Source organism: Actinomyces sp. 2119 (genome assembly GCF_003591215.1).
Taxonomy (GTDB): domain Bacteria; phylum Actinomycetota; class Actinomycetes; order Actinomycetales; family Actinomycetaceae; genus Actinomyces; species Actinomyces lilanjuaniae.
Genome location: NZ_QYRR01000006.1, coordinates 110,911 through 137,447, shown reverse-complemented (window position 1 = coordinate 137,447; position 26,537 = coordinate 110,911). Strand labels below are relative to the sequence as shown.

Genomic DNA, 26,537 nt, shown 5'->3' with positions numbered 1-26,537 from the left:
CATAGAAGCCGCTTCATGGAAATACTGACTGACACTACTCAACGAGGAGACACTGATGACTGTCCGTATCGGACTGATCGGCGCCGGCGGCATGGGCCGCGCCCACGTCGAGCGCATTGAGAACGAGCTGGCTGGCGGGCGCGTCGTCGCCGTGGCCGACCTCAACCTGGATGCTGCCAAGGAGGTCGCCGAGCCTCTGGGTGCCACGGCCTACGGCAGCGGTGCCGAGCTCATCGCCGACCCTGACGTCGACGCCGTGCTCGTGGCGACCTTCGGCAAGGTCCACGCCCCTGACGTCATCGCCGCCGTCGAGGCGGGCAAGTACGTCCTGTGCGAGAAGCCGCTGGCCACCACACCGCAGGACTGCATCGCGATCATGGAGGCGGAGCAGAAGGTCGGCAAGAAGCTCGTCACGGTGGGCTTCATGCGCCGCTTCGACCCCGGCTACCAGGAGATGCGCGCCACCCTGGCCAGCGGGGAGCTCGGTTACGCCACCCTGGTGCACTGCCGCCACCGCAACCCCTCGGTGCCCGAGGGCTACGTCACCCGCAACATGATCGACGACACCGCTATCCACGAGATCGACACCTGCCGCTACCTGCTGGACGAGGAGATCGTCTCGGTGCGCGTGGACGCACCGCGCTCCACCAGCCGCCGCTTCGACCACCTGCGGGACCCGCTGGTCCTGGTGGCCAGGACGGAGTCCGGCGTGCTCATCGACGACGAGGTCAACGTCAACATCCAGTTCGGCTACTCCATCGAGTGCGAGCTCGTCATGGAGGCCGGCACCATCCGCCTAGGGGACCAGAACACCACGGTCACCCGTGACTCCCACGGCAACCGCAACCCCATCTGCCGCAGTCACGTCGACCGCTTCCACACGGCCTTCAACCAGGAGGTCCAGCAGTGGATCCGGGCGGTGGAGCGTGACGAGCACACCGGGTCGACCTCCTGGGACGGCTACGCCGCCACCTGCGTGGTGGACGCCGCCCTGGAGTCCCTGGAGAGCGACGGCCGGGAGGTCACGGTCTCCACCATCGACAAGCCCGCTTTCTACGCCTGAGCCGCGCTGACAGACGCCCGTAGCGTGGTGCGACGCTACCGACCGACGCCGTCGCACCGGAGAGGAGACCACCTGTGGTTGATATCGCTCTTGACCCCAACATGTACTACCGCACCATGCCCACCGTCCGCACGCTGTACAAGGCGGCCGAGCTGGGCTTTGAGCACGTGGAGCTGTCGCCCAACGCGGACTTCCACCTGTGGCACCACCGCCCGGCCGCTGACGACGCCTTTGTCGCCGAGCTGAACAGGGCTCAGAAGGAGACGGGGGTACGGGTGCGCACCCTTAACCCGGTCTTCAACTGGTCCTCACCGGTGGAGGAGGAGCGCGCTGCCCAGGTCTCCAACTGGCGCCGCCTGCTGGAGCTGGCGGACCAGCTAGACGTGCGTGAGATCACCTCGGAGTTCTCCGGGGACCGCAACCAGGCCCGCCGCAGCGAGGAGCAGTGGTTCCGCTCCATCGAGGAGCTGGCGCCGCACTTCGAGCGCTACGGCATCCGCCTCAATATGGAGGCCCACCCCTACGACTTCGTTGAGCTGCACGACCCGGCCCTGCGTCTGGTGCGTGCTGTCAACAAGGACTGGATCGGCTACGAGTTCTGCTGCCCGCATGCTTTCCACCTGTCCGACGGTGCCGGTGACGTGGAGCGGATGATCCGCACCGCCCACGAGGCCGGCAAGCTGCGTGAGGTCCACGTCGCCGACGGCTTCAACCACCGTGCCAACGACGGCAACCGCTACATCGTCAACCCGCCCGGCGCCGACGTCACCGTGCACCAGCACAACGAGGTAGGCAACGGCGAGGTCGACTGGGACTCGGTGTTCTCCACCCTGAGGGACATCGCTTTTGACGGGGTGCTCTCCGTGTGCGTCTTCGGCTGGCACGAGCACGCCGACGACATCAACCGGCGCGTCCTGGCCCGCCTCAAGGACGAGCTCGGCGCCTGAGACGCGGCTGGGTGGATCCCTGACCTGTGCTGCGGCCTCACGGGACGCCCGTGAGGCCGCAGCCGTTCATTCTTCCCGGGGCACCGCCTGTCCCCGACAGGGGAGGTGTGTCGAGACCGTATCCTGCCGCTTATGACGTACACGGTGAGCCGGTCATGACCTCGCCCGCGCCGCGCAGCCCCTTGCGGCTGCGCCTGTACACGTGGGTGGCAGGTGCGCTCCTGGGCTCCCTGGAGGGAGCGCTCGCGGTTGCTGTCGCAGGTGCTGGCCGTGCTGCCGCTCGCGCAGGCTGCGGCCCCGGGGCCGGTCTGGGCGGTGCGACGGGGGAGGGGCCGGGCGGGGTCGGTGGAGCAGGGGGGCTGGGTGGTGTGGGCGGGCTGGCAGCAGCTGTGCCCGTTGCCCTGGTCCTGTGCGCCGCTACCGTGGCGGGTGCGCTGTGCGGTCCACTGTTGAGCCGCCTGCTCGGAAGGAGAATGGCTGGTGCGGGGGCTGGCGCCCTGGTCGTGACTGGGGCAGCGCTGGCAGCGGTCCTGCCTTGCGGCGCGGGCGCCGTCGGTGCTGGTTCTGCCGGTGCCACGGCAGCCGGACTGGTCGGACCTGCTCTTGCGGGGACCGGGGCGGGTCTCCTTCTCCTGGTGGTTCCTCAGGTCTGCCACGAGCTGTCTCTTCCCGGTCACAGGCGCCTCATGCCTCAGGCAATGGCACTCGTCCCGGCGGGTGCCGCGCTGGACGTGGTGGGGGCCGTACTGGGGGCGCGGTGGCAGCAGGAACCGGTGCGCGCAGCGTGGCTGGGTGTCCTCGTGCTGAGTTGCGTGCACCTAGGGATGGCTCTGAGCCTGCCCGAGAGCCCGGTCTGGCTGGCGGGCCGGGGCCGGGACGTCCGGGCTTTCGAGGCACTGCGGCGCCTGCACGGCAACCTGGAGGCCGCTGTCGCCGTCGACTGGGCCCGCCACGAGGCAGGCATGGCCCGCGAGCAGCAGCGGCTGACCGCCGCCGACCTCAGGATTCCCCAGATTCGCCAGGCCACCGTGACTAGCGTGGTGCTCGTGGTGGCGCAGGAGGCGCCCCTGGGTGCCGCCGCGCTCGTCCTGGCGCCGACGGTGGCGGGCCACCTGGGGGGAGGCACGATCACGGTCGTGGCCGCCTGCGTGGGCTGGAGCGCGATGAGCGTCCTGGCGCTGCTCCTGGGGCGGGTGGAGACCCTGGAGCAGCGACGCTTCCTGCGGGTGGTGCTGGGCAGCGTGGTCGCGGTGGTGGCTGCCACGGTGCTGGTGACCACCACTAGCGCTGGTGGCGGGGGGCCGTCAGGCGCGGACCTGTCAGGAGGGGCGCTGGCCGGGACCGTCGCCGCCTGCCTCGTCGCTTTGGTGGGCGGCCAGTACGTCCTGGTGCTGCCCGCATGCCAGGGTGCAGTAGATCCGCGGATTCCGCCGTGGCTGGTGGATACCCAGCGTCGGCTGGTGGCGGTGGGACAGTCCCTGGCCCGCGCCGGGGCGATTGTCGCCCCGCTGATGGTCTACCAGCGCTGGGGCCTGGACGTGCTGGGCTGGGTGCTGTTCACCCTGACCGTGGTCGCGCTGGCGGTGGTGCTGGTCCGGATGCCGCGCGCGCTCAGGGCTGCCTGACCTGTGGGACTCCCAGGGTCTCGCGTGCCTGGCGCATCTGCTCCGCCTCCTCCTGGGAGAACTTGAACTCTTTCTCGCTCCAGTCCCACATGGTCTGGACGAGCGGCCGGAAGCTCTCTCCACGACGGGTCAGGCGGTACTCCACCCTGGGTGGGACCTCGCCGTGGTCGATACGCTCAAGAAAGTCGTCCTCGACCAGCTCTTTTAGCTGCTTGAACAGCGTGGAGTCCGATATGCCGTGCAGGCAGCGCCGTAGCTGTCCAAAGTGCCTGACGTCCGCCAGGGCGACGTAGAAGAGGATCTCAATCTTCCACTTCCCGCCGATAACCTTTTGAAGGGACGTGATTGCAGGGCACCACGTGATCTTGGGGGCCTCTGGCATTGACGCTACCTCTCGTCGTGGGTACTGCAGAAAAAGACAGTACTAGGAAGTCGTGGCCGCGCTCGCTACGGTAGTCATGCCGCAGGACATGAGCAAGTCTGAGGCCGGTGGCCGCACGCGCGGTCCCGTGAGGGCCGACGGCACACGACCTGCGCTCGGCTGGCACAGCCCGTACACGCGGCCGAGCGCAGGAACTCCACCGGCAGCAGAGCTACTACGAGGAGGAAGCACATGAAGGTGACCTACTGGTCCGACTACGCCTGCCCGTACTGCTACATTGGCAGGACGCGCCTGGGCAGGGCGATTGACGGCCTCGGGCTGGCCGACGAGGTCGAGTTCGAGATGAAGTCCTTTGAGCTCTACCCTGACGCCCCCTACGAGGTCCAGGGCGCCACGGTGGACAGGTTTGCCCGGAAGTACCACCTCACCACCAAGGCGGCCCGTCAGCGCGTCGAGGCGATCAGCCGCCTGGGGCGCGCCGAGGGAATCGACTTCAACTACGCCACGACGCTTAACACCAACATGCTCGACGCCCACAGGCTGACCAAGCTCGCCCACGACCTGGGCGTCACGGGATTTGAGGAGCTGTGCTTCCACGCGTACTTCGTCGACAACGAGGTCATGGCCGACCACGACGTCCTGCGGCGCCTGGCAGCGGAGGCTGGTCTGCCCTCCCGGGAGGTAGAGCGGGTGCTGGCGGGCAGGGACTACGCCGACGCCGTGCGCGCCGACGAGCGCGAGGCCCACGAGATGGGTGTCAGTGCCGTGCCGTACTTCGTGGTGGACGACACCTACGTCATCACTGGCAGTCGGCCCACCGAGGAGATGGCGCGCGTGCTTTACCAGGCCAGCGCCGAGACCCTGGGCAGGCAGGACGACTCCGTCGGCGGTGCCTGCGGGCCCCAGGGGTGCGCGCTGCCGTGAGCGTGAGCGTCCACCCGCTGCGGGCGCAGGGCGTGTTCGCTACCTACGGGTACTTTGTGGTGGAGGAGGAGACCGGCCGCGCCGTCCTGGTCGACCCTGGCGCGCAGGCGCAGCTGTTCCTGGCAGCCGTGGCTGAGCACGGGTGGACCGTGGAGGTCATCGCGCTCACTCACGGCCACTTTGACCATGTCGGCGCGGTGGAGGAGCTGCGCGACGCGCTGGGCGTGCCCGCTGTGGCCCACGTGGAGTCCCAGAGGTACCTGGCTGACACCTACCTCAACCTCTCTGCCCGGCACGGGCTGGATGTGCGTGTGCGCGACGTCGGGACGTTTGACGACGGGGAGCACGTCGCGCTGGCAGCGGCCCCGGGTGCGGCGCCCGGCGTGGAGCTGGAGGTCCTGCACGTGCCCGGGCACACCGACGACTCCTGCGCCTTCTACTGCGAGCAGGCTGGGGTGGTGCTCGTGGGTGACACGGTCTACGAGGGGGGTCCCGGGCTGACCATCTTCCCCACAGGCGATGCGCGCAGGCTGCGGGAGAGCCTGGAGACCAGGCTCCTGGGGCTGCCTGGCCAGACGGTGCTGCTGTCAGGCCACTCGGCTCCTACCACGGTGGCCCGACTGCGGCGGGCCCTGGGCCTGGGGTGATGCCGGGGCGACGGTGAGCGAGGCTCCAGCCAGGACCGCCTGGGACCTGCGCCCTGGTGTTTGTCAGGACAAACATCGTAGGCTAGGTGATGGCGGGAGCCGGGACGGCTGACGGGTGCGACGCGGCTGCGTGACGGCATACGGCACACAGTTCAAGGCGCTTGCTGCCCCTGACTACCTGGCACCTGGGCCCTCCGGCGGGGCCTGGGGCTCCGTGGCCAGCTCGCCGCCTCGAGCGCTCACTTACTGAGAGGTAACCAGCAATGACCACCACGACGAGCAACGACGCCGTCCAGGCGCCCGGCACCACTCTGGGGGCCGCTCCAGGCGCGGTCCCCGACACGATGCAGGCTGCGGTTCTGCGCGAGGCCGGCAAGGGCCTACAGGTCGAGACGCTGCGGACTCCTCGCCCGAGGGCGGGCGAGGTCCTTGTCAGGGTCGCGGCCTGTGGGCTGTGCCACTCCGACCTCCACGTCATGGGGGGTGCGATCTCCTTCCCGCTGCCCGCGGTCCTTGGGCACGAGGTCTCCGGGACGATTGTCGAGATGGGTCCGGGCGCCGAGCACACCGGGCTGGAGGTCGGCCAGCAGGTCGCGGGCGGCTTCCTCATGCCCTGTGGCCAGTGCGAGGCCTGTGCCTCTGGCCGTGACGAGCTGTGCGGCCCCTTCTTTGAGCTCAACCGCCTCAAGGGCGTTCTCTATGACGGCACCACCCGGCTGGCCGCACTCGACGGCGAGCCGGTGTCCATGTACTCCATGGGTGGTCTGGCCCAGTACTGCGTCATCCCCGCCACGTCGGTGGCGCCTGTGCCTGCGGACATTGACATGGTCCCGGCGGCTATCCTTGGCTGCGCGGCGCTGACCGCCTACGGTGCGGTGCGTCGTGGCGCGGACCTGCGTTACGGGGAGACCGTGGCCGTCGTGGCCACCGGCGGCGTGGGCACCAACATCGTCCAGGTAGCCCGGGCCTTCGGTGCCAGCCAGGTGATCGCTATCGACGTCTCTGACGACAAGCTCGCCCCCATGCCTGGCTACGGGGCCACCGCCGTGGTCAACTCCGTCACCCAGGACGCCCGCGAGGAGGTGCTTCGTCTCACCAGGGGCAAGGGTGTGGACGTGTCCTTCGAGGCTCTAGGAATTCCGGCGACGTGGACCACCGCCCTGGACGTGCTGGCCGACGGCGGCCGCATGGTTCCGATTGGCCTGGGAGCAGGGGTCCAGACCGCCGAGGTGGAGATCAACCGGACCGTGCGCCGCTCCCAGTCGATCCTGGGCTCCTACGGGGCGCGGACCCGTCAGGACCTGCCTGCAGTGGTGGACCTGGCTGCCAGAGGGGTCATCAACTACAAGGACGTGGTCTCCCGCCGCTTCCCGCTGGAGCAGGTGGGGGCTGGCTACGAGGCGCTCCACAACCGGGAGGTCCAGGGGCGCGCCGTGGTCGACATGTCCTTGTAGCGGGTCTGGCGGGCCCGCAGCGCTGGCTGCGCGGGCTTCGTCGGCCGCGCAGCCTCACATGAGGCTGATCAGGCGCCTCAGCGGGACAGGGTGCTGATACCGGTGTAGACGCAGGATCCAGCAGCCACGACACCCAGCAGGGCGGCAGCGAACATGACTGCGGGCACGCCGGTCACGGCGCCGATGACGGCCATGGTGGCGATACCCAGCATGACGGCGACCATGGCCACCAGGAAGGTGGTGCGGTCCAGCTCGGCGTGCCGGGTCTCCTGCTGCGCCTGCGTGCTCACGCGCTCCGAAGCGGTCGTGGCAGTGGTGGTCTCGACAGTAGCGGTCATGGTGGTTTCCTCTCCGTGGTTGGTGCTCCGGGCCTGTGATGACCTTGTGGTCCGGGGCGTCTTGAGGGGTGCCGTGCAGGTCCACCTGACCTTGTGGGTCGTGCGTCCCTGCACGACCCTGTGCAGCCGGTAGCCCGGCTGGTCGGTCCAGGCCAGGCATGTAGCCCGGACCGGCTGAGTGGCTTGCGCCGGAAGGAACACTACGGACCTGCGTCCCCGTATGTCCAGACAAACGAGGGTGAGGTGCGTTGCGTCGCCGAGGTGTGGGACGCACGCCTGTGACGAAGCGTGGGAGCGTCGGGGACGTGGACGGGAGCTCGGGGACGGTAGGAGGACTGCGGCGCGCGGGCAGGTGCCGAGGCGTGGACAGGCGCCGGGGGCGCGGACGGGTATGCTGCCGTGGTGACGACACCTCAGAACAGCCCCGGTACCGTCGCTGGTTCCGTCGGCCCCGTGCTCGTGGTGGACTTCGGTGCCCAGTACGCCCAGCTGATTGCTCGCCGGGTCCGTGAGGCCTCGGTCTACTCCGAGATCGTGCCCCACACCATGCCTGTAGAGGAGGTGCTGGCTCGGCGGCCCGCCGCCGTCATCCTCTCCGGAGGGCCGTCCTCGGTCTACGCGTCCGGCGCTCCCAGGGTCGACGTGGCGCTCCTTGAGGCAGGGGTGCCGGTGCTCGGCATCTGCTACGGTTTCCAGGCCATGGCCCAGGCCCTGGGGGGGCGGGTGGGGCGCACCGGTACGCGCGAGTACGGGCACACCACGGCGCGCGTGGATCCTGGCAGCCAGCTGCTCGCCGGGACCCCTGCCGAGCAGGTGGTGTGGATGAGCCACGGCGACGCCGTGCAGGCAGCCCCTCCCGGCTTTGTAGTGTCCGCCTCCACTGACCAGACCCCGGTGGCTGCCTTCGAGGACGTCCAGCGCCGTCTTTACGGGGTCCAGTGGCACCCGGAGGTGCTTCACACCGACCACGGCCAGGCGGTCCTGGAACGCTTCCTCCACACGGAGGCCGGCGTTCCTGCCACCTGGACGCCCGGCAGCATCATCGACGAGCAGGTCGAGCGCATCCGTGCCCAGGTGGGTGAGGGCTACGTCATCTGCGGGCTGAGCGGAGGCGTGGACTCCTCGGTGGCTGCGGCCCTGGTCCACCGGGCTGTCGGTGACCGTCTCACCTGCATCTTCGTGGACCACGGGCTGCTGCGCTCCGGTGAGCGCGAGCAGGTGGAGAGGGACTACGCCCAGGGCATGGGTATCCGGGTCGTCACCGTGGACGAGACGCAGCGCTTCCTGTCCGCCCTGACCGGGGTGAGTGATCCGGAGGCCAAGCGCAAGATCATCGGTAGGGAGTTTATCCGCTCCTTCGAGGCGGCTCAGCGCCGCGTGATGGAGGAGGTCGGTGCCGCAGGCGGACAGATCCGCTTCCTGGTGCAGGGCACTCTCTACCCCGATGTCGTGGAGTCTGGCGGTGGCGAAGGCGCAGCCAGTATCAAGAGCCACCACAACGTGGGCGGACTGCCTGAGGACCTGGACTTCGAGCTGGTCGAGCCGCTGCGCACGCTGTTCAAGGACGAGGTTCGTGCCGTGGGCCGTGAGCTGGGGGTGCCCGAGCAAATTGTGGCCCGCCAGCCCTTCCCCGGGCCGGGTCTGGGCATCCGGGTCATCGGGGAGGTAACGGCGGAGAGGCTGCGTGTCCTGCGCGCGGCTGACGCTATTGCCCGGGAGGAGCTGAGCGCGGCGGGCCTGGATCCCGAGATCTGGCAGTGCCCGGTGGTACTGCTGGCCGATGTGCGCAGCGTGGGGGTCCAGGGTGACGGACGCACCTACGGCCACCCTGTCGTGCTGCGGCCGGTCACCAGCGAGGACGCCATGACTGCGGACTGGACCCGGCTGCCCTACGACGTCCTGGCGCGCATCTCCAACCGGATCACCAACTCGGTCCCCGAGGTCAACCGGGTGGTGCTCGACGTCACCAGCAAGCCCCCGGGCACCATTGAGTGGGAGTGAGCCGCTGCCCTACGGCTCGCTGCCCAGGTCGCCCAGGAGGTGGTGAATAATCGCGGGGACGCGCCCGGTGACGGCAAGCCAGAAGAGGTCGTCATACTAGGCTGCCGAAGGGGTTTTTGGTATAGCGCCATGCACCTCCTCGTGTGCGGCGAGCCACCACAGTCCGCCGCACACGATAGTCGCACACGTGATGAAGGCCGTCAGCACGGGGCTGCTGGAGAGCGTTCCACTGCTAGCCAGCCTTACGGTAAAGAAGACGCACCCAGTGTAGAGCGCAGCGACGGCAGCCGTGCGAAAATAGGTCCTCCAGTTGAAGGGCTTGTTCCTGCCGTAGAAGGTGACGGTGGTGTAGGCGCCCAGTGGGATGAAAAGAAGAAGGGACGTCGCCAGACCAGCGTTATAGCCGAGGCTGGGAACATACGCCAGGTGTGACAGGCCGTTGACGGCAGCGAACAGTGGCATGGCTCCGCATAGGGCGGGACGCCTGCGAGAGAGCACCGCCAGCGCCGGACCGACGAGCCACACCAGGGTGATGTTGCAGCCAAGATAGGCGCCCTCCGTGACTCCGTCCATGCCAGCGCGCTCCATGAGGTGGACAAAGGCGAATGGCTCGCCAGTGACAGACACGCCGTATTCCTCAAAATTGTGGACCATGTACTCAATGGCTCCCAGCCAGGCGATGAAGACGGGATCCTTCCACCTGCTCCTCGTCGTGTCGGAGCGGAACAGGTTGGTCGTGAACGCGATGGCAGTGAGCACGATCCCGGCTCCGAGGCCCATCCACGGCCAGGAGTGCATAAACAGGCTATAGTCGTCTGTCGGGATCACGGTGGTCTCCCTCCTTGTGCCACCGAGGCCTTCTACCTTCCGGAGGTGGTTTGACCCTAGCACGCACGTCGCGTCCCTTAAATGGAAGGTGAATCCCAGTTTGTCCGGTTTGTCGTGTGCTGGCTGTGGCAGATTGTCCGACTCTGCGGGAGGAGGTTCGGGCTGACGGAAGGGTTCATTACCGGGAGCCGGGTCGGTGCGTAAATGCCTCGCTGCCCTCTCGCGGATCGGCGGCCTCGCCGGGAAGGTAAGGTGTGTGGAGGGCTCGTGAACAATCACGCTCATGGCCAGGGGCCGTCTACAAGATCCTCTCCCGCGTGCGCCCGGTGCCCCGCACCGGGGCTCCTGCACGGCGCACTACGAGGCGATCCTGAACAGCCTGCAACCGAGCCAGGCCAGGGCGAGCGGAAGGAACACGGCCACGACATCGCCAGTCAGGACCGCGACCGGGCCCAGCGGTGCCAGCGCGTAGACCCTGAAGAAGATGACGTGGGCCAGGATACCTGCTCCGAGTGTCACTGCCAGGCCCGCGCGCGACATGACGTGCTCTCTGAGGCACAGGACGACCATCCACACCGTGCCGGGAATGAAGAGGAGGGTGCCCGTAACCACGCCGGGGTTCTGGGACGGGTCGAGGCCTCCGGTGATGTGCGTGATCCCGTTGAACAGCATGAACCCAAACAGGGAGAACCCGACGACAGGGTTTCTTCGTGCCAGGAGGGCGGCGAGAGGGGCCACGAACCACGCGAGGAGAATATTGACCACGGGGAAGTGGGCCGCAGGGAGGTTCGTCAGGTCGAAGGGGAGCACCCCGCTCGTGGTGACAAAGCGCACTAGGTCGTACTGCCCGTCGGTGATGTGGAAGGAGTACTCCTCGAACTGGTGGGCCGTATAGGTGACTACCGGGAACCAGGCGAACCATGCCGGGTCCCTCCACCGGCTGATGCTGGTGGAGCTGCGCAGCACGTTAGTGCCACACATAAGAACCAGCACCGTGAGACAGATGCCCAGCCCCATCCAGGGCCAGGAGTACCAGAACTGGGTCGCCATTGGAGCCTGCCTTTCTCGTGAGCCGCGGTGTTCCCTGACCGCTTCCCGGGCTTTTTCGGCCTCTGAGTTCTCAGAGGCGAGTTGACCCTAGCGCCTGCGCTGCTGAGGCTAAATGGAAGGTCACGGCCGGTTCTTCCGGTTCCTCGTGCGGCGTCATCGGCTGTGGTGGTTCCTGCCTGCTGGGGAGAGGAGCCGGGGCTGGTTGCTGGCGGCGGGGCTGCGTGGTCCTGCTACTGGTAGCCTGTCCATGTGGCCTAAGGCAGGCACAGGGGGTGTGGGACGTGGCGCGACCGAGGGCGGACCTGGGTGAGGACTCTGCGAGGAACCGGATCAAGGACGCGTTCTGGGGAATTCTGTCGCAGCGCCCGTACGCTGACGTGACGATCAAGCGTCTTGCCCGCGAGGCCCGGGTCAACCACAAGACGATCTACTACCACTACGCAAACGTGGACGACCTGGCCGAGCAATTATTCCGCGAGAACCAGGCTGAGGCCGATGTCTCCCTGCTGGTTGGGCGGCTCATCCTGGATGAGGATGAGGAGGTGTCGGTACTCCTTTCCAGCCCGCAGGTCCGGGCCTCGTTGCGTCGGGGGTGGCTCTACGCCAGAGGTGACTCCCCGTATCTGTTGAGCATCTTCAGGAGGCACGTCATGCGAGCCTGGCTGGACTACGCGGGTGTCTCGCGCGAGGAGCTGTCGGAGGAGGAGCTGTTCGACATCGACTTTGTTGTGCACGGACTGACGGCCTCGATCGGCAACTCGCTCGCGTCAGGGAAAACTGAGGCGCTGGCCGGGCTGGCGCATCGTGAGCTCGGGAGGGCTGTGCGCGCGGTGATGCGCCGAGCCCTCGTCGAGCGGCACGACCAGTAGGCTCACGCCTCGTGGGGCGCGGCGCCGACGCCCCGCTGGGGACGCTGGTAGCAGACGCTGGTCGGGGCGGTGCTGGTAGTGGGGTCGGGATGGTCGGGGAGGTTGCGCGCGCTCGGCTGCCGTGTGAGACGATCTCGAGATGCTGAACCGATACGCCACCGGCCTGACCCTGCGTCGCGGGGCGGAGGTCGCCGCGCTGTACCACCGTGCCTTCCCGCCCAGCGAGAGGGTCCCCCTACCGCTGCTGTGCCTGGCTTCCCTGCGCCGCGGCGTGGACCTGGAGGTCTATGAGGAGGGCAGCGCGCCTGCCGGGAGTACCGGTCCTGCTGCGGGCGGGGTGCCTGCCTGGGGTGGTCTCCGTGGGCCTCGCAGCGGCTTTGCCGGCTTCACCTACACCGTCCAGACCTCGGAGGTAGTCTTCCTGCTGTTCCTGGCTGTTGACGAGGCGCTCCAGGGTCGCGGCTACGGCTCGCAGATCCTCGGCGACGTGCTGGAGCGCGCCGGGAGGCGACCCGTAGTCCTGGAGATCGAGCCGCTGGACCCCGGCGCGAGCAATATCGGCCAGCGGTACCGCCGCCTGGCGTTCTACCAGCGCCACGGCCTGCGCCTGACCGGCTACGACGTCGTGGAGGGGGCCCAGCGCTACTCGGTGCTGTCCAGCTCCCTGCCGTTCCACGTACCAGCACTGGGCCGGGCCCTGCGCAGCCTAGCGCCCCGGCCGCTGCGCCTTCCGGGCCTGGAGCGCACCAGGTTCTGGCCAGAGCAGGTCGATTCCGACTCTGGGGGACCTACCGGGACCGGGGATCCCGGCAGCCTCGCGGGTGCCACTGCCGCGGGGCCGACCGGTGCGGCACAGGGGCCGCGCTCATGACGCAGTCGACCCAGTGGGCGAAGGGCTATACCGCCCGGCCGCTTGCCCTGACCGTGGCGGGCCAGCGCGTGGGCGGCCTGGTCTACGTACCGGGCTCTGCGACCGCTGCCAGCCCGGCGCCGCTGGTGGTGTGCTGCCACGGCATGGACGGCTCTCACCTGCGGGTGGCACCCGTAGCCCAGCGCCTGGCGGCGCAGGGGGCGGTGGCGGTGTGCTTCGACTTCCGCGGCGGCGGGGGCGCTGCCAGCCAGGGGGAGGCCACGGACATGTCGGTCCTCACCGAGCTGGCTGACCTGGAGGAGGTCCTGGCTCAGGTCGGCCGGTGGGACGTTGTTGATGCCACACGGATCGCCCTGTTCGGGCTGAGTTTGGGTGGGGCAGTGGCCGCGTTGGCAGCAGCCCGCCACGCTTCCCAGGTAGCCGCTTTGGCCCTGTGGTACCCCGCGCTGGGCCTGGCGGAGGACCTGCGCTCGCGGTTCCCGACCCTGGCGGCAGTTCCGCAGCGCTACGAGCACCGGGGCACCCTCCTGGGGCGCGCCTACGCGGCCGACGCCTGGGACCTCGACATCTACGCCGAGATCACCGCCTACCGCAGGCCGGTGCTCATCATCCACGGTGACCAGGACCGCTCTGTCCCCCTGACCTCCTCCCAGCGGGCGCTGCGAGCCTTCCCCGACGCCGAGCTGGTCACCGTGCCCGGGGCGGGGCACGGTTTCGGCGACGAGCGGTGGGAGCGGGCGGTGGGGCACACTGTTGAGTTCCTGCGGTGGAACGCGGTCCTGGACTAACGCGGTCCTGGACTAACGCGGTCTGGACTCCTGAGCCGTGCCTGGGCGCAAGGGCCTTGTCACCCGTCATGAGTCTGGGAGCCCTGCTGCCTCGACGTGCTGTCACCGAGTCGGCACTCTACCGTGTGGCCGTGGCCCATCGGCAGTGGCCTGAGGTCTTCACCGCCCGTACGGCAGGCTCGGCTGAACGACTGACATGATCGTCTGACCGGCGGGGTAAGGTGGTCAGACGATCGACGGAGGCGTCATACTTTCGACGGTAAGATCGACATCTCTGTTGACTGGAAGCGTTCATGGATGTAGCGTGTGCGTCACGTACGATATCGTATCGTGAGCGTACAAAGGAGTCGCATCATGAGCCTAAGAGCCCTAGTTGCAATGAGGCGCCAGAGTCGGCGTGTCGGCGCTGCCTGTCTTGCCGCAGCAGTATTCTTTTCGATGTCGGCCAGTGCATGGTCGTCAGAACAGTTTCCAGATGCCAGTTCGGAGGATCCAGCTGCAGTTGCGGAAGCGATTTCAAGCATCAGGGATCGTGACGCGGCGTGGGTTGGGGAGCCGATCAACCCGGAGGGCGTTGGGCAGACGGCCCTGAGTGGCGGTACGGTCGATGTACCTTCCAGTGGCGGTGAAGGAGTCACTTTTACGGATGCAGAGGGAGAGTCGGTAAGAATCGGGCTCCCAGAAGTTGCGGAGTCGCAGGAGGCTGAGGTCCTTGATGGTGGCACGGTGGTGTTTCCCGGCGAAGAGAGCGCAAGCGCCGTCATTGTGACCGACCACGGCGCCCAGATGCTAACAGAGATAGCCGATGGCGCCGCCCCAACGCGGTACTCCTACGAGATCGATCTTCAGGACGACCAGCATCTTGAGCTTGTTGACGACGGGGCGGTTGTCGTCGATGGTGATGGCAGTGTCACTCTCGCTGCAGGCTCGGCGTGGGCGACGGACGCCGAGGGGAGAAGCGTCCCGACCTGGTACGAGACTGACGGGAGTACGCTGGTCCAAGTTGTTGACCACGCGTCTGCTGAGGACGTTTCCTACCCGGTTGTGGCCGATCCTATTTGGCTGGCGCCATGGATGATAAAATGTCTTGTGGGCATCGGGCTGGCGGGCCCGCAGATCAGTGCAATCGCCTCAATGGGAAACCCGGCATCAATCCTTGCTGCGTTTGGTCGAGGGGCGTTTGCCTGCGTGGTTGGAAGGTAAAACGTGATGCTGTTTATGCGTCCATCGGAGAAGGTGGTCTCCGCTAGAATTCGAGCAATTGACGCAAAAATCGCTGCGCACCCCTTGGGGTCGGAGAGGGTGTGCGAGGCTCACCGTCTCATTGAGGAGTACGGGCACGATCGGGGCCGCGTCAGCAGTGGGCTGGCCCAGAGAGGTCTACCGAGCCTGCGGGAGCTTGGCTCGCTCCAGGTGAGGCACACGTTGAGCTGGTGGTGGCTTCACCGGAGACGAAACAGGCTGGCTTGGCGCCTGGCGCGCCTGCGCAGATAGGGTCGTGCGGCGCCCCGTTCTTTTCGGTGCTGCTTCTTTAGGGCGCCGTTGTTCTCGTAGAGTTCTACGAGAGCAGCGGTCGCCACCGCACAGGTGCGTGTGCCAGCCCTCCGGGCACCCGGCTGCTGGAGGAACCTGAGACTTCTTGCCAGAGCCGTGGTATGCACCGCCTACGGTGGATCTCCTCGGTACCGGGGCGGATGGGACCCGCACGGCTCAGAGCGGCCCGGCTGGCCGGGTGTGCTGCCCAGCCGTGCACTGGCGTGGTGGCCTCGGGGTGACTTGTGCCGGTGGGGGTTGTGAGGGCAGGATGTCTGGAAATCCTGGCTCATGTGTGGTGAATCATATTGTTCTGGTGGTGGGGTGCTTTCTGGGCAGTTCCGCCTCAGCGTGAGCCGCGCGAGGTGGGCTGGCGCAGATCATACTCAGGTGGAGGTTGTCGAGGAAAGCGGGAGCGGTACCAGCCTGGCTCGCGTGAGGTGCGTGCGCCTAGCTCACACGGTTCCGTCTTAGCAGGACACTCTCCACCCGTACGCAAGTCGCGCCAGGTAGGATTACGCGGTTCCACCCCACCTGGAACTGCTACAACGGGTATATGCGCCCGGATGCCCGACGGAGGGGCTGCCCGGTCGCCAGGTACGCCGACGACCCAGCCGCTCGACATTGCTCGACCTCGTTCGATGTCGCTCGACAGCGTGGTCGCCTGTCTACCCGGCAGACGGGTTCAGCCGGTGGCGCCAAGGGGGTCAACTGGCTCAGTCAGCGTGGAGCCGGTGATGAGCCCGGGTGGGGGTGGTTCCTGGATAAGAGCTGCCTGTGGCTCAGCCCTCGTGGAGACCCAGGGTGGGGCGCTCAGCGGTCAGTTCCTGGGCGTAGGCTGCGGCGCGCTCCTCCAGGGTCTGCGGGCTCATCCCGTTGGTGCCGGTGGTGACGAAGGGGGTGAGGAACCGGGTGCCGATGAGGTTGCTGGTGGCCTGGAAGGGGCGCAGCAGCTCGGTGACCGAGTAGTGGAACTTGCCCTCAGGCGTGTAGCTCGCGGCGTCTGCGCCGGGGGAGACCGCTACCAGGAGCTCCTTTCCGTGCAGGGCGGTGCCTGTGGACCCGTATGCCCATCCGTGGGCCAGCACCTCGTCCTCCCACTTCTTGAGCAGGGACGGGCTGGAGTACCAGTACATGGGGAACTGCCACACGATGCGGTCGGTGCCCAGGAGCACCTCCTGCTCGGCAGCGACGTCGAGGTGCTCGTCAGGATAGAGGCCGTACATGTCCCGGACGGTGACGCCCTCGACGTCCCTGGCCGCGCGCGCCAGGCGCGCGTTGACGACGGAGACGCCCAGGTGGGGGTGGAAGAGGAAGACGGTGGTTCTCAACTGCTGCTCCTTGAGGTGCTGGTGGGTTGTAGTGCGGAGCGCACGGGAGGTGCGGGGCAGGACGTCGGGCGGTCTGCGGCTGGCCGGGTACCCCGCCAGCCGCGTCATGGAGATGCCCCTGGTTGCGACAGCCGGGAACTAGTGTAGTGACCAGGACCGGCGGGACCGACACCACCAAGGAGGAACCATGCCCGAGCTCAAGGCAGGAACAGAGGCGACGGACAGGAAGGTCGCCGTCTTCATCGCACCCGGACTGGAGGAGGTTGAGGCGCTGGCCGTGGTGGACCTGCTCTTCCGCGCTGGCATCCCTACCGACATGGTCGCGGTGTCCCAGGAGCGGGCCGTGACCTCCTCCCACAACATCGTCCTGACCTGTGACCGGCTCCTGGCCGAGACCGACCTCGCCGACTACGACATGCTTGTCCTTCCCGGTGGTATCCCCGGTACCCCCAACCTCCGCGCCTGCCAGCCTCTCATGGATGAGGTCACGGCTCGCGTGCAGGCGGGCCGTCCGGTCGCGGCTATCTGCGCTGCTCCCTCGATCCTGGCCGAGCTGGGGCTGCTGGAGGGGCGTGAGGCGACCTCCAACCCTGGTTTCACCGGTGTCCTGGCCGAGCACGGCGCCAGGGTCAGTCAGGACAGCGTGGTCGTGGACGGCAGTATCATTACCTCCCGGGGTATGGCCACGGCGGTGGACTTTGGCTTGGAGATCGTGCGCCACTACCTGGGTGACGATGTCGTGGCCGACCTTAAGACCAAGGTTGTCTACCAGGGCTGAGGTCTCAGCGGTGCTGGCACCTGCCAGGGGGCTGTGTCCGCGCTGCTGGGCATCTTCAGGTCCTGCGCGGCAGCATGGCTGCGGGCGGTCGGCTGAGTCTGGCCGCCCGCCCGCTCGCCTGTCCGGTAAAGATGTGCAGGCTGGGGGTCAGCCCTGACCGGTGCGACGGGGCACAAGTGCCAGGATCACCAGCATGACCCCGATGCCCCCGAGGCACACGATCGCCGTGGTCGTCGGATCCAGGCTCACGCCCAGCCCGGTCGCGACCAGCAGGCTACCTACTAGGAGCAGGACGGCGCCCCACAGAAGAGTTGAGCCCTGGACCCTCCCCGGGGAGCGGCTCGTTGTCTCCAGCGTGGTGGTGCCCGCGCTCCAGACCGTGTCCGTAGACTCCGAGGACTCCGAGCTGCTGCTTGCTGCTCCCACAGGGGCAGTCGTGCCAGAGCCCATGCCCGCGTCTGCGGCTTGTGTCGGCTCCGTTGCCGCCTCCGTGGCACTTGGCGAGCCGGACGTGTCCGGAGTGCTGGTTGCGCGGGGTGGCTCGGACGGCGTTGTTGGACCGCCGGGTGATGAGGCGCTGTTGGTGCTGCTCATGGCGTCTTCCTGTCTGTCTGTGTTTCTGGCCGTGGTCGGCGTGAGGAGCGTGCGGCATCCTGCACTGTGCCTGGTGCTCACGGCGTAGCGGTGGCGGACGGGGCGGAGGAGGCCGTGTCGGAGGCCTGTGTCGAGGCGCTGTCGCCAGGAGAGGGGTCGGTGCCGGGTGAGTCGGAGGTGGTAGGACTCGGCGAGGCCGCAGGGTCCTCTCCGTCCTCTTCCGACCGGCTCCCCGCTCCCGCAGCGAGCTGTCGGGTGAGGCAGTCGTCGTAGGCGGCTCGCTGCTGATCTCCAAGACCCGATAGGTCGGTCCAGCTCGCGTAGTCGTCCCAGTTGTCCCAGTCGTCCTGGTCCTCCCGCTGCTCCTGGATGGACGCCAGGCACTCGCGGGCAGTGTCCGAGGAGACCGCCGGGTGGTCCATTCCGGGCACAGGAAGGCTGGTGCGCGGGCTGGAGCCCCCCGCCGGGTACCAGCGGTAGATGATCCAGACGTCCTCCTGCGCGTTGCCGGACCAGGTGACCTCCTCCGGTCCCGCGATGATGTTGACCGACCCGATGTCAGTACTGGCGTCCACGGTGATGATGGGTGCCTCGCGCTCAGTGTCAGCAGCCGCAGCCGAGGACACGGTGGCCTCCTGCTCCAGTCCGCTGACGTGGTACTCGGACTGGGCGACCCGCTTTCCGCCGGTGGTGTAGCGCCCCGCTCCCTCCTCGCCGTCGGTAGTGCTCACGGTGGACCCGTTCAGCTCCCAGTTCCCGGTCATCTCCACGTTGACGCCGCCCACGTCGACCCGGGCATGGATCCTGACCGCCTGGTCCTCGCGGGTGAGGACCGACAGGTTACCGACGTCGACACGGGCTGAGATCGTGGCGAGGGACTCACCGGCGTCGGTCGGCATGTCCCGCAGGTCCAGGATGAGGCGGCCGATCCCCAGGTCGCGGCTGACGATGCTGCTCCCACCCGCAGACGCGGACAGCTCCTCCCAGGTGACCACGGTCCTGGTCCCGGCTCCGTGGAGTATCTGCGGCCAGGTCGCCCTCATGGCTGACGTCGGTGTCAGCATGCCCAGCACCAGGCCCGGGAGCACGACCAGGAGGACCGGCCATCCCAGGGCCGTCATCCAACCGCCACGGCGACAGCGCAGTCCGCTGACCAGGACCCCGGCACCCAGCAGTCCTACGACGCAGCCTGCCAGAAGCATCTGGGACTGGAGAAGGCCGATGCGCTCCGTGCTGGCAGCGAACCAGATGGCGGCGGTGCAGATGAGGGCGAGCCCCAGCACCGTCAGGGAGACTCCTCTGCCCGGCCCGGGGCGCTGGGGTCGGGGCCCCGGGGTGGCAGTCCTGTGGCCAACGGGTGCTGACGGCGGGTGGGGCACGCTGCCCGCGCCGAGCGGGTAGGGCGCGGTACGGCTAGGGTGGTAGCCGCCGTAGGACTGGTGCATGCCGCCCGGGTAGCCCGGGCCGGGGTAGGGCCTTGCGGACGGGGCTGACCCCGGGGCTGTCCAGGTTCCGGGTGCGCAGGACGGACCTGTCGGGGGCGTGGCGCTCACGGAGGACGGGGCACCCGCTGATGCTGGAGCGCCACTGGGATGCAGGTAGTCTCCAGGGGCGACGGGGCGCGCAGCGCCTGAGGAGGCGGCTGGAGACGGAGCCCCCACTCCCGTAGGAGGCTGGGATGCCTTCCCCGCCCGCTGCCCAGACAGGTAGCGGATGCCGCCGACGAGGACCAGGGCCAGCAGCGCTACCCAGAACAGGGACCACAGGGTCCAGCCGAGGCCTGGCACGTCCCACAGCCCGATGTACCATCCGGGCAGGAGCCCGTGGTCCAGCAGGCTCATGCCGACCAGGACCGAGCCTACTGCTCCCGCCAGTCCTGCCTCAAAACGGCCCGCCAGGGCCTCCTCCACGTGGATGCGCCCGTCGCTCTCCTCGGGCAGCAGTGCCCAGCCCAGCCCGTAGGCAAGGAGACCGATACCGGTAAAGACGGAGACGACAACCCACAGGCACCGTACGAGGGTGGGGTCGATCCCCAACCTGCGAGCGACGCCGCCCGCGACACCGCCGACCCACCGGTCCTGCGGGCGTACCATCCCCGTCCTGCGCACCGAGCCGAAGAACCCTCTGTCGGTGCCCTGCTCCGGGGCGTAGGAGGCCCCGCCAGAGGCCTCCTGAGGTCCCTCGTGAGGTCCCGCGGGGCCGTGCGGGGCCGCAGGGTCCTGGGGGCCGGTCTCGTGGGGGCTGGTCTCGTGAGGGTCGGTGTCGTCGTTGCTTGTAGGCTTGTTGCCGTTGACAGGGTTGACAGGGTTATCGGCGTTCACAGGCTTATCGTCACCGAAGGGTGCCGTCCCACGCGATCCGGGGACGCCCTGAGTGTCCCCCGAGCCGACCCCTGGGTCACCCGGGCTTTCGCCCGTCGTCGTGGCTCAGGGGGCAGGGACGTGCCACGATGAGACCGTGACCCTCCGGCCTCCTCCCGCCCCCGAGCCAGCCGGTGCGGCTCCTGAGGCTCCTCCGGTGCCCGTACCCGGCAGGCCCGCCCAGCGGCTCCCCCTGCGCCGCCCGCCCAGGGGCCTCAGGCTGCTCGCCTCCCGCTCGTCAGCCGCCTCCCAGGGCTCCGTGCCAGGACGCCCCCGTGTCTCCCGCCTGCTGGCTGGAGTGTGCTCCGGGGTCGCAGCTCACCTGGGGGTGCCTTCCTGGTTGGTGCGCACGGGGTTCCTGGCGCTGGGTATGATCGGTGGAGCGGGCCTTCTCCTCTACGTCCTGCTGTGGGGCACGGTCCCTGCCGGGGACCCGTGGGCACAGGAGGACGGGCGGCTTTCCCCGGCGCGTGCCCGCCTGGCTACCAGGACCGTCGCCAGAAGACCCGGGAGGACCGCCTCCAGCGGCCTCCAGGGAGTCATCGACGGCAGCTCCTTCATCCTGGCCGCCGTGCTGCTCGCGGCCTGGCGCCTGGACCTGCTGGAGCGGGCGGGCAGCCTGGTCATCATCCTCATCGTCGTCGCCGGGGTCGCCTTGGCCTGGTCCCAGGGCGAGGCCGTTCTCGCCCCCGGGCGCAGCGCAGGCGCCGTCCTCAGGCTCCTGGGCGGCACCGCCCTGGCTGCCGTCGGCGTCCTGGCCTGGGTCGCCAGCGACAGCCCTCCCGGCGAGATCCTCTCCGGGGCGCTGGCGGGGGGCGCCGTCATCGCCGGGGTCGGTGCGGTCCTGGTTCCCCTGTGGCTGAGGACAGCCCGTGCGCTCACCGAGACCCGTGAGGCCGAGGCCCGTGAGGCCGAGCGGGCCGACATCGCCGCACACCTCCACGACTCGGTGCTGCAGACGCTGACCCTCATCCGCAGGCGGGCGGCGGAGCCGGAGACGGTGGCCCGGCTGGCGCGGTCCCAGGAGCGCGAGCTGCGTGCGTGGCTCTACACGGACCGTCCCGAGCCCGGCACCTCCGTGTCTGACGCCTTCAGGGACCTGGCGGGGGAGATCGAGGACCGCTACGGCGTGGCCGTGGACCTCGTCTGCGTGGGCGACCGTGTACCGGACCGCGACACCGAGGTCGTGGTGGCAGCATCCCGCGAGGCCCTGTCCAACGCCGTGCGCCACGGTGCCCCGCCGGTGTCGCTCTACCTGGAGGCGGGTCCCGAGCGCCTGGAGGTGTTCGTGCGGGACCGGGGACCCGGCTTTGACCCCGAGGACGTAGCGCCGGACCGCCACGGGGTGCGTGAGTCCATCGTCGCCCGCATGGAGCGTCACGGCGGCAGCGCACGTGTGCGCAGGCTGGAGACGGGTACGGAGGTTGCCCTGTTCCTGCCTGCGCCCTCCGCCCAGGACGCCTAGCATGTGAGCACCAGCCACCGGCATGTGCGCGTGCCACCACAGCCTGCGAGGAGCACTGACAGTGTCCGTCCCCCTGCCGTCCGCCGCCCCGCCACCCGTCCCGGAGACGTCCTCGTACCTGCGTGTCCTTGTCGTCGACGACCACGCCCTGGTACGTGCAGGAGTGCGCGCCGAGCTGACTGCTCACGCGCCGGACCTAGAGGTCGTGGCTGAGGCCAGCGACGTCGAGGGGGCTGTCGCAGCGGTGCACGCCCTGACACCTGATGTGGTCCTGCTCGACGTGCACCTTCCCGGGGGAGACGGTGGGGGAGGAGCTGAGGTCGTGGCCGCCTGCCGTGACGTGAAGACGAGCCGCTTCCTGGCGCTGTCGGTCTCTGACGCGGCGGAGGACGTCGTCGCCGTCATCCGCGCCGGCGCCCGGGGCTACGTCACCAAGGCCATCTCCCCGCAGGACCTGGCCCAGGCGGTACGCCGCGTCGCCGCCGGGGACGCCGCCTTCTCACCCCGCCTGGCCGGCTTCGTCCTGGACGCCTTCGGGACCGGGGCGGGGGAGGTCGCGGTGGCTGACTCCGAGCTGGACCGCCTGTCCGCTCGTGAGCGTGAGGTCATGCGCCTGATTGCCCGCGGCTACACCTACAAGGAGTGCGCCTCTGAGCTCTTCATCTCTGTCAAGACCGTGGAGACCCACGTCTCCTCGGTCCTGCGCAAGCTCCAGCTGTCCAACCGCAACGAGCTGACCCGCTGGGCTGCGGCGCGTCGCCTGGTGTGACGCACCTTGCTGCCGACAGGAGCTGATCGTGCGAGGATGCGCACCGTGAGCCAGCAGCACGAGACCGCAGCAGCGGCAGGAGCACGAGGGGCGGCTGCTGAGCACGTGCGCGGTGGCGGCCTCGTGGCCCTGCCGACCGACACCGTCTACGGGCTAGGATGCAGGGCCGCTGACACCCAGGCCGTAGGTCGGCTTCTGGCGGCCAAGGGACGTGACCGTCGTAAGCCGCCTCCCGTTCTTGTCGCCGATGCCGCCGAGCTGGACAGCCTGGTGTCCTCGCTGCCCCCCCTCGCCCGAGCCCTCACGCAGGCCTTCTGGCCCGGAGGGCTGACCCTGGTCCTTGATGCCAGGCCCGGCCTGGGCTGGCGGCTGGGGCAGAGGTCGGCGACGATCGCGGTGCGCATGCCTGACCACCCTGTGGCCCTGGCGCTGCTGCGTGACGTGGGTCCGATGGCGGTGACCTCAGCCAACCGTTCCGGCCAGGCTCCCGCCACTGACGCCGACGGCGTGCGCGCCGCCTTTCCCGACAGGGTGGTGCTGCCTGGCGGGGATGCTCGCGGCCGGGACAGCCATGACCGGGACGTCCTGCATGACATCCTGCTCATCGACTCCGGCCCTACCCCGGGGCCCACCCCCTCCACCATCGTCGACCTCTCCGGTCCCCGCGGCTGTGCCGACCAGCCGTGCGTGATACGCCCAGGGATCCTGGACCCCCAGCGCCTGGCCGAGGTCGTCGCCGCCTTCCGGGAGAGCGTGGGCACCCCCGGGGCCTTTGCCAGGGACTTGGCCGTGGATGCTGCCTCGGCCTCTGCCGGACAGGTGAGTGGGAGGGCAGGGGAGTGAGGGTCTACCTGCTCGTCCTCCTTGTGGCGGCTGCGGGAACCTACGTGATGGTCCCCGTGGTGCGCCACGTCGCCCTGGTGAGCAACGCACTCACCCCGGTGCGTGCCCGTGACGTCCACTCCACGCCCATCCCGCGCCTGGGCGGCGTGGCCATGTTCGTCGGCCTTCTGCTGGCGGTCACCGTGGCCTCCAGGATCCCCTACCTCTCCAATGTCATCGACTCCTCGGCGTGGGCCGTGGTCCTGGGAGCCGGGCTGGTGTGCCTCCTGGGGGTGATTGACGACCTGTGGGAGCTGGACTGGGCGACCAAGCTGGCGGGACAGGTGCTGGCCTCCGGGGTCATGGCCTGGCAGGGGGTCCAGCTGCTCACCTTTCCCATCGGCGGGCTGACGATCGGCTCCTCACGCCTGTCACTGGTATCCACGGTCCTGGTCGTCCTGGTGGCCATCAACGCCGTGAACTGGATGGACGGGCTGGACGGGCTGGCCGCGGGGATCGTCGGCATTGGCGCCACCGCATTCTTCCTCTATGTCTACGTGCTGACCCGCGCTACCAGCCCGGAGTCCTACACCTCCCTGGCAGCCACCGTCGTGGCGGCACTTATCGGCGTGTGCGTGGGCTTCCTTCCCTACAACTTCAACCCGGCGACAATCTTCATGGGCGACTCCGGGTCCATGCAGCTGGGCCTGGTCTCGGCCGCCTCGACCATCATCGTGACCGGTCAGATCGACCCGGGCAGCTTCGAGGGCTCCCGGGCGGTGCCCGTATTCCTGCCGATTCTCCTGCCTCTGGTCGTCCTGCTGCTTCCCGTGGTGGACATGGTCAGGCTCATACTCCGCCGTGTCCTGGCCGGGAACAGCCCCTTCCACGCCGACCGGATGCACATGCACCACCGGCTGCTGGCTGCCGGCCACTCCCACCGCCGTGCGGTGCTGGTGATGTACGTGTGGGCCGCTGCTGCCTCCTTCCCGGTGGCGGCGATGGGCTTCCTGCCCCTGTGGTGGGTCCTGGCCGGTACCCTGGTGGGCGTCGTTGCGGCGCTTGTGGCCACGGTAGACATGATGCCGGGGGTACGTAGCATGGTGGCGCGGCACACGGGCGCCCGACACGTCCGGGTGGTCTCCTCCCGGCTGGTGTCAGGAACGGGTGAGGTCTCGCTTCCCGCCAGCGGCCAGGCTCCCCAGGGTACTGAGGCAGGTACTGAGGCAGGTACTGCGGCAGGTGCTGAGGGACGTACGGGGGCATCTGTGGCGTTGGCTCACGGGTCGCAGGCCGTGCAGCCTCAGATGCCGCCGCAGGCGCAGCAGGACCCCCAACACGTAGGGAGGCACTAGTGGTAACCCACCAGCGCTATGGTGGCCGACAGCGCGGCGACGACAGCGCGCAGGCCCGGTCGGCAGCTCGGCAGGATCGGCAGCAGGGGGCGTCAGTCTCAGGGCTGTCCGGGGCCGTGGCCCGGGTTCGCCGCTGCCTCCGCGTGGTCGCTGTGGTCATGACCGCCCTGGAGGCAGTCTGGGTGATCCTAGGTGATGTCGTCTCCCCCCTGGGCACCTTCCTCGTGGCGGCAGTGGCGGTGGTGGCCCTGCTTGCCTCGGTTTGGCTCTTCCTAGAGCGTATGGTGCGTTCCGGCCCCGGCCTCATGGTGGCCTGGGTGGGGGGCGGGTACCTCCTCCGCCTGGCGATCCTGGGTGCTGCCATCATGGGCGGCAGGGTGCTGGGCCTGGACACCAGGGTCATCGGTATCTCCCTCATCCTGGCGGTCCTGGCTGGTATGACCTGTGAGACGGCGACCCTGGTGCGGGTGCGGGGGGACGTGGATCGTCTTCCACCCGAGGCCCAGCCCCCGGTTCGCTGAGGAGCGCTGAAGATTGTCCACGCTGCACTGGCGCAGGGTCAGAGGGGTCACAGGGACCGCTGTCGTAGGGGGCTGGCGCCTGCCGTTGGCACCTGTAGCGTCATCCTGCCTGGTAACATGAGCACCGCTTTGCACCGCTGAGAGACCTACTGAGATAGCCCACACGCAGGAGGAGACCCTGTCCGCACACGCTGCCACTGAGGACGCTGCCGACACGGTGGGTGCGTCCTCGCCTGACTCCAGCACCCCGGTGCGTCGTCCGTGGCCCGTCTGGTACCGGATGCTGGTCGGGCTGCTTGTCGTCGTGATTGCCGTGACGGCCGTCCCGGCCTTTACCGAGCACCCCCACCAGCCGGGGGTCACCGACTTCTTCCCGCAGACCTTCCTTGGTGAGGGAACGCTCCTGGAGGTCAACCGGCTGGTCCTGGTCAGGCTCGTCATGGCTGCTGCGCTGTGCCTGCTGGTGGCTGCGGCAGCATCCGGCACCAGGCGGGTGCCGGGCCACGGGCGGGCGCTCCTGGAGGTGGTAGCGGAGTTCCTGCGCTCCAACGTTGCGCTGCCCATGCTGGGGCCTGGCAGGGGGCGCCGCTTCGCCCCCTTTCTCGCGGCCCTCTTCCTCGGTGTCCTGGCGATGAACCTGGCTGGGATCATCCCGGGACTCAACATCGCCGCCTCTGCGGTCGTCGCGGTTCCCCTGGTGTTCGCACTGGCCACCTATGTCACCTTTATCGGCGCTGGCGTGCGGGCGCAGGGGCTGGGTAGGTTCCTGTCCTCCCAGCTCTTCCCTCCCGGGCTGCCCAGGCCTATGTACCTGCTTATCACCCCGATCGAGTTCCTCTCCACCTTCATCGTGAGACCGGCCACCCTCACGCTGCGTCTGCTGTGCAACATGGTCGCGGGACACCTGCTGCTGGCCATGACCTATTTCGGGACGACGACCCTCTTGCTCCACCTCCAGGCAACGTCGGTCCTGAGCGTTCTGACAGGAGTGTCCATGGTGGTGATGACCCTGTTCGAGGTCTTTGTCGCTGTCCTGCAGGCCTATATCTTCACCATCCTCAGTGCCGTCTACATCAGGCTGTCTGTCGAGGCCCACTGACGTGCACGAGCTGGTCGCGCCGGGGCGGAGCCCGTGATGAGGTACCTCCTGCTAGTGCTGTCAGTAGCTGTCGACAGCGGACAGTAGCTGACAGCACTGGAAGGGCGACGCCCACCCGGCACC

26 protein-coding genes are annotated in these 26,537 nt (G+C 68.5%); 19 read left to right on the top strand and 7 right to left on the bottom strand.

The genetic code is table 11. The features are described from left to right. Positions 1-55: 55 nt before the first annotated feature. The 3 genes from D4740_RS08695 (at position 56) to D4740_RS08685 (ending at position 3,635) form a co-directional block, all read left to right on the top strand. Positions 56-1,063, top strand: coding sequence for a Gfo/Idh/MocA family protein (locus D4740_RS08695; RefSeq protein ID WP_119836545.1), 1,008 nt, complete (start codon positions 56-58; stop codon positions 1,061-1,063). A 74-nt stretch (positions 1,064-1,137) separates the two neighbouring features. Then, positions 1,138-2,010 (top strand): sugar phosphate isomerase/epimerase, encoded by an 873-nt coding sequence (locus D4740_RS08690; protein ID WP_119836544.1) that lies wholly within the window; start codon positions 1,138-1,140, stop codon positions 2,008-2,010. A 155-nt stretch (positions 2,011-2,165) separates the two neighbouring features. Beyond that, positions 2,166-3,635, top strand: coding sequence for an MFS transporter (locus tag D4740_RS08685; protein WP_119836543.1), 1,470 nt, complete (start codon positions 2,166-2,168; stop codon positions 3,633-3,635). On the opposite strand, the gene D4740_RS08680 is transcribed toward D4740_RS08685, so the two are convergent. Beyond that, positions 3,622-4,017: a helix-turn-helix domain-containing protein gene (locus tag D4740_RS08680; protein ID WP_119836542.1), complete on the bottom strand. Its 396-nt coding sequence runs from the start codon at positions 4,015-4,017 to the stop codon at positions 3,622-3,624. The genes D4740_RS08685 and D4740_RS08680 overlap by 14 nt on opposite strands. A 231-nt stretch (positions 4,018-4,248) precedes the next feature. Between D4740_RS08680 and D4740_RS08675 the strand changes: the two genes are divergently transcribed. From D4740_RS08675 to D4740_RS08665, 3 genes are all read left to right on the top strand, one after another. Then, complete coding sequence (locus tag D4740_RS08675; RefSeq protein WP_119836541.1) at positions 4,249-4,941, top strand: DsbA family oxidoreductase; 693 nt, start codon at positions 4,249-4,251, stop codon at positions 4,939-4,941. Then, the gene (locus D4740_RS08670; protein ID WP_162933913.1) at positions 4,938-5,588 is read left to right on the top strand and encodes an MBL fold metallo-hydrolase; all 651 of its coding nucleotides are present in this window, start codon (positions 4,938-4,940) and stop codon (positions 5,586-5,588) included. Before D4740_RS08675 ends, D4740_RS08670 begins: the two co-directional genes overlap by 4 nt. Before the next feature lie 263 nt (positions 5,589-5,851). Then, entirely contained in the window at positions 5,852-7,042 is a 1,191-nt protein-coding gene (locus D4740_RS08665) for a zinc-binding dehydrogenase (protein WP_119836539.1), read from the top strand. Positions 7,043-7,119: 77 nt separating this feature from the next. On the opposite strand, the gene D4740_RS12745 is transcribed toward D4740_RS08665, so the two are convergent. Further along, on the bottom strand, positions 7,120-7,380 hold the full coding sequence (locus tag D4740_RS12745; protein WP_147392885.1) for a hypothetical protein: 261 nt from the start codon (positions 7,378-7,380) through the stop codon (positions 7,120-7,122). A gap of 402 nt (positions 7,381-7,782) precedes the next feature. Here D4740_RS12745 and guaA point away from each other — a divergent pair, with 402 nt between their 5' ends. Next, positions 7,783-9,381, top strand: a complete 1,599-nt coding sequence (gene guaA, locus D4740_RS08655; RefSeq protein ID WP_119836680.1) for a glutamine-hydrolyzing GMP synthase — start codon at positions 7,783-7,785, stop codon at positions 9,379-9,381. 96 nt (positions 9,382-9,477) lie between these two features. On the opposite strand, the gene D4740_RS08650 is transcribed toward guaA, so the two are convergent. Together D4740_RS08650 and D4740_RS08645 are read right to left on the bottom strand one after the other, a co-directional pair. Next, positions 9,478-10,209, bottom strand: coding sequence for an HXXEE domain-containing protein (locus tag D4740_RS08650; protein WP_182911379.1), 732 nt, complete (start codon positions 10,207-10,209; stop codon positions 9,478-9,480). 357 nt (positions 10,210-10,566) lie between these two features. Next, on the bottom strand, positions 10,567-11,259 hold the full coding sequence (locus tag D4740_RS08645; protein ID WP_119836536.1) for an HXXEE domain-containing protein: 693 nt from the start codon (positions 11,257-11,259) through the stop codon (positions 10,567-10,569). Positions 11,260-11,540: 281 nt separating this feature from the next. Between D4740_RS08645 and D4740_RS08640 the strand changes: the two genes are divergently transcribed. The 5 genes from D4740_RS08640 (at position 11,541) to D4740_RS12740 (ending at position 14,990) form a co-directional block, all read left to right on the top strand. After that, a complete protein-coding gene (locus D4740_RS08640) occupies positions 11,541-12,128 on the top strand; it encodes a TetR/AcrR family transcriptional regulator (protein WP_182911378.1) in 588 nt (195 codons plus the stop codon). 139 nt (positions 12,129-12,267) lie between these two features. Then, the gene (locus D4740_RS08635) at positions 12,268-12,999 is read left to right on the top strand and encodes an N-acetyltransferase (protein WP_119836534.1); all 732 of its coding nucleotides are present in this window, start codon (positions 12,268-12,270) and stop codon (positions 12,997-12,999) included. Next, on the top strand, positions 12,996-13,787 hold the full coding sequence (locus D4740_RS08630) for a S9 family peptidase (RefSeq protein ID WP_119836533.1): 792 nt from the start codon (positions 12,996-12,998) through the stop codon (positions 13,785-13,787). The genes D4740_RS08635 and D4740_RS08630 overlap by 4 nt, the downstream gene beginning before the upstream one ends. Before the next feature lie 68 nt (positions 13,788-13,855). Beyond that, positions 13,856-13,987 (top strand): hypothetical protein, encoded by a 132-nt coding sequence (locus tag D4740_RS13340; RefSeq protein ID WP_259390760.1) that lies wholly within the window; start codon positions 13,856-13,858, stop codon positions 13,985-13,987. 154 nt (positions 13,988-14,141) lie between these two features. After that, complete coding sequence (locus D4740_RS12740) at positions 14,142-14,990, top strand: hypothetical protein (protein WP_147392884.1); 849 nt, start codon at positions 14,142-14,144, stop codon at positions 14,988-14,990. A gap of 1,112 nt (positions 14,991-16,102) precedes the next feature. On the opposite strand, the gene D4740_RS08615 is transcribed toward D4740_RS12740, so the two are convergent. After that, entirely contained in the window at positions 16,103-16,651 is a 549-nt protein-coding gene (locus D4740_RS08615) for an NAD(P)H-dependent oxidoreductase (RefSeq protein WP_162933909.1), read from the bottom strand. A 187-nt stretch (positions 16,652-16,838) separates the two neighbouring features. Here D4740_RS08615 and D4740_RS08610 point away from each other — a divergent pair, with 187 nt between their 5' ends. After that, on the top strand, positions 16,839-17,429 hold the full coding sequence (locus D4740_RS08610) for a DJ-1 family glyoxalase III (RefSeq protein WP_119836530.1): 591 nt from the start codon (positions 16,839-16,841) through the stop codon (positions 17,427-17,429). A gap of 147 nt (positions 17,430-17,576) precedes the next feature. Here D4740_RS08610 and D4740_RS08605 read toward each other — a convergent pair whose 3' ends face one another. Next, complete coding sequence (locus D4740_RS08605) at positions 17,577-18,023, bottom strand: hypothetical protein (RefSeq protein WP_147392883.1); 447 nt, start codon at positions 18,021-18,023, stop codon at positions 17,577-17,579. Positions 18,024-18,100: 77 nt separating this feature from the next. Beyond that, positions 18,101-20,344: a PspC domain-containing protein gene (locus D4740_RS08600; RefSeq protein ID WP_119836528.1), complete on the bottom strand. Its 2,244-nt coding sequence runs from the start codon at positions 20,342-20,344 to the stop codon at positions 18,101-18,103. Positions 20,345-20,480: 136 nt separating this feature from the next. Here D4740_RS08600 and D4740_RS08595 point away from each other — a divergent pair, with 136 nt between their 5' ends. The 6 genes from D4740_RS08595 (at position 20,481) to atpB (ending at position 26,414) form a co-directional block, all read left to right on the top strand. After that, a complete protein-coding gene (locus tag D4740_RS08595) occupies positions 20,481-21,848 on the top strand; it encodes an ATP-binding protein (RefSeq protein WP_119836527.1) in 1,368 nt (455 codons plus the stop codon). Between the two features lie 61 nt (positions 21,849-21,909). After that, positions 21,910-22,617, top strand: coding sequence for a response regulator transcription factor (locus D4740_RS08590; RefSeq protein ID WP_243106698.1), 708 nt, complete (start codon positions 21,910-21,912; stop codon positions 22,615-22,617). 36 nt (positions 22,618-22,653) lie between these two features. Continuing rightward, on the top strand, positions 22,654-23,460 hold the full coding sequence (locus D4740_RS08585; protein WP_119836526.1) for an L-threonylcarbamoyladenylate synthase: 807 nt from the start codon (positions 22,654-22,656) through the stop codon (positions 23,458-23,460). After that, positions 23,457-24,794: an MraY family glycosyltransferase gene (locus D4740_RS08580; protein WP_119836525.1), complete on the top strand. Its 1,338-nt coding sequence runs from the start codon at positions 23,457-23,459 to the stop codon at positions 24,792-24,794. Before D4740_RS08585 ends, D4740_RS08580 begins: the two co-directional genes overlap by 4 nt. Further along, positions 24,794-25,315: a pseudouridine synthase gene (locus D4740_RS08575; protein ID WP_119836524.1), complete on the top strand. Its 522-nt coding sequence runs from the start codon at positions 24,794-24,796 to the stop codon at positions 25,313-25,315. Before D4740_RS08580 ends, D4740_RS08575 begins: the two co-directional genes overlap by 1 nt. 280 nt (positions 25,316-25,595) lie before the next feature. Then, complete coding sequence (gene atpB / locus D4740_RS08570) at positions 25,596-26,414, top strand: F0F1 ATP synthase subunit A (RefSeq protein ID WP_119836677.1); 819 nt, start codon at positions 25,596-25,598, stop codon at positions 26,412-26,414. Positions 26,415-26,537: the final 123 nt, after the last annotated feature.

Bases quoted from the DNA above. Each gene is read 5' to 3' on its own strand.
- D4740_RS08695 (WP_119836545.1), top strand. From the start codon at position 56: ATGACTGTCCGTATCGGACTGATCGGCGCCGGCGGCATGGGCCGCGCC.
- D4740_RS08685 (WP_119836543.1), top strand. From the start codon at position 2,166: ATGACCTCGCCCGCGCCGCGCAGCCCCTTGCGGCTGCGCCTGTACACG.
- D4740_RS08680 (WP_119836542.1), bottom strand. From the start codon at position 4,017: ATGCCAGAGGCCCCCAAGATCACGTGGTGCCCTGCAATCACGTCCCTT.
- D4740_RS08675 (WP_119836541.1), top strand. From the start codon at position 4,249: ATGAAGGTGACCTACTGGTCCGACTACGCCTGCCCGTACTGCTACATT.
- D4740_RS08665 (WP_119836539.1), top strand. From the start codon at position 5,852: ATGACCACCACGACGAGCAACGACGCCGTCCAGGCGCCCGGCACCACT.
- D4740_RS12745 (WP_147392885.1), bottom strand. From the start codon at position 7,380: ATGACCGCTACTGTCGAGACCACCACTGCCACGACCGCTTCGGAGCGC.
- D4740_RS08645 (WP_119836536.1), bottom strand. From the start codon at position 11,259: ATGGCGACCCAGTTCTGGTACTCCTGGCCCTGGATGGGGCTGGGCATC.
- D4740_RS08635 (WP_119836534.1), top strand. From the start codon at position 12,268: ATGCTGAACCGATACGCCACCGGCCTGACCCTGCGTCGCGGGGCGGAG.
- D4740_RS08630 (WP_119836533.1), top strand. From the start codon at position 12,996: ATGACGCAGTCGACCCAGTGGGCGAAGGGCTATACCGCCCGGCCGCTT.
- D4740_RS13340 (WP_259390760.1), top strand. From the start codon at position 13,856: ATGAGTCTGGGAGCCCTGCTGCCTCGACGTGCTGTCACCGAGTCGGCA.
- D4740_RS12740 (WP_147392884.1), top strand. From the start codon at position 14,142: ATGAGCCTAAGAGCCCTAGTTGCAATGAGGCGCCAGAGTCGGCGTGTC.
- D4740_RS08610 (WP_119836530.1), top strand. From the start codon at position 16,839: ATGCCCGAGCTCAAGGCAGGAACAGAGGCGACGGACAGGAAGGTCGCC.
- D4740_RS08605 (WP_147392883.1), bottom strand. From the start codon at position 18,023: ATGAGCAGCACCAACAGCGCCTCATCACCCGGCGGTCCAACAACGCCG.
- D4740_RS08585 (WP_119836526.1), top strand. From the start codon at position 22,654: ATGCGCACCGTGAGCCAGCAGCACGAGACCGCAGCAGCGGCAGGAGCA.
- atpB (WP_119836677.1), top strand. From the start codon at position 25,596: ATGCTGGTCGGGCTGCTTGTCGTCGTGATTGCCGTGACGGCCGTCCCG.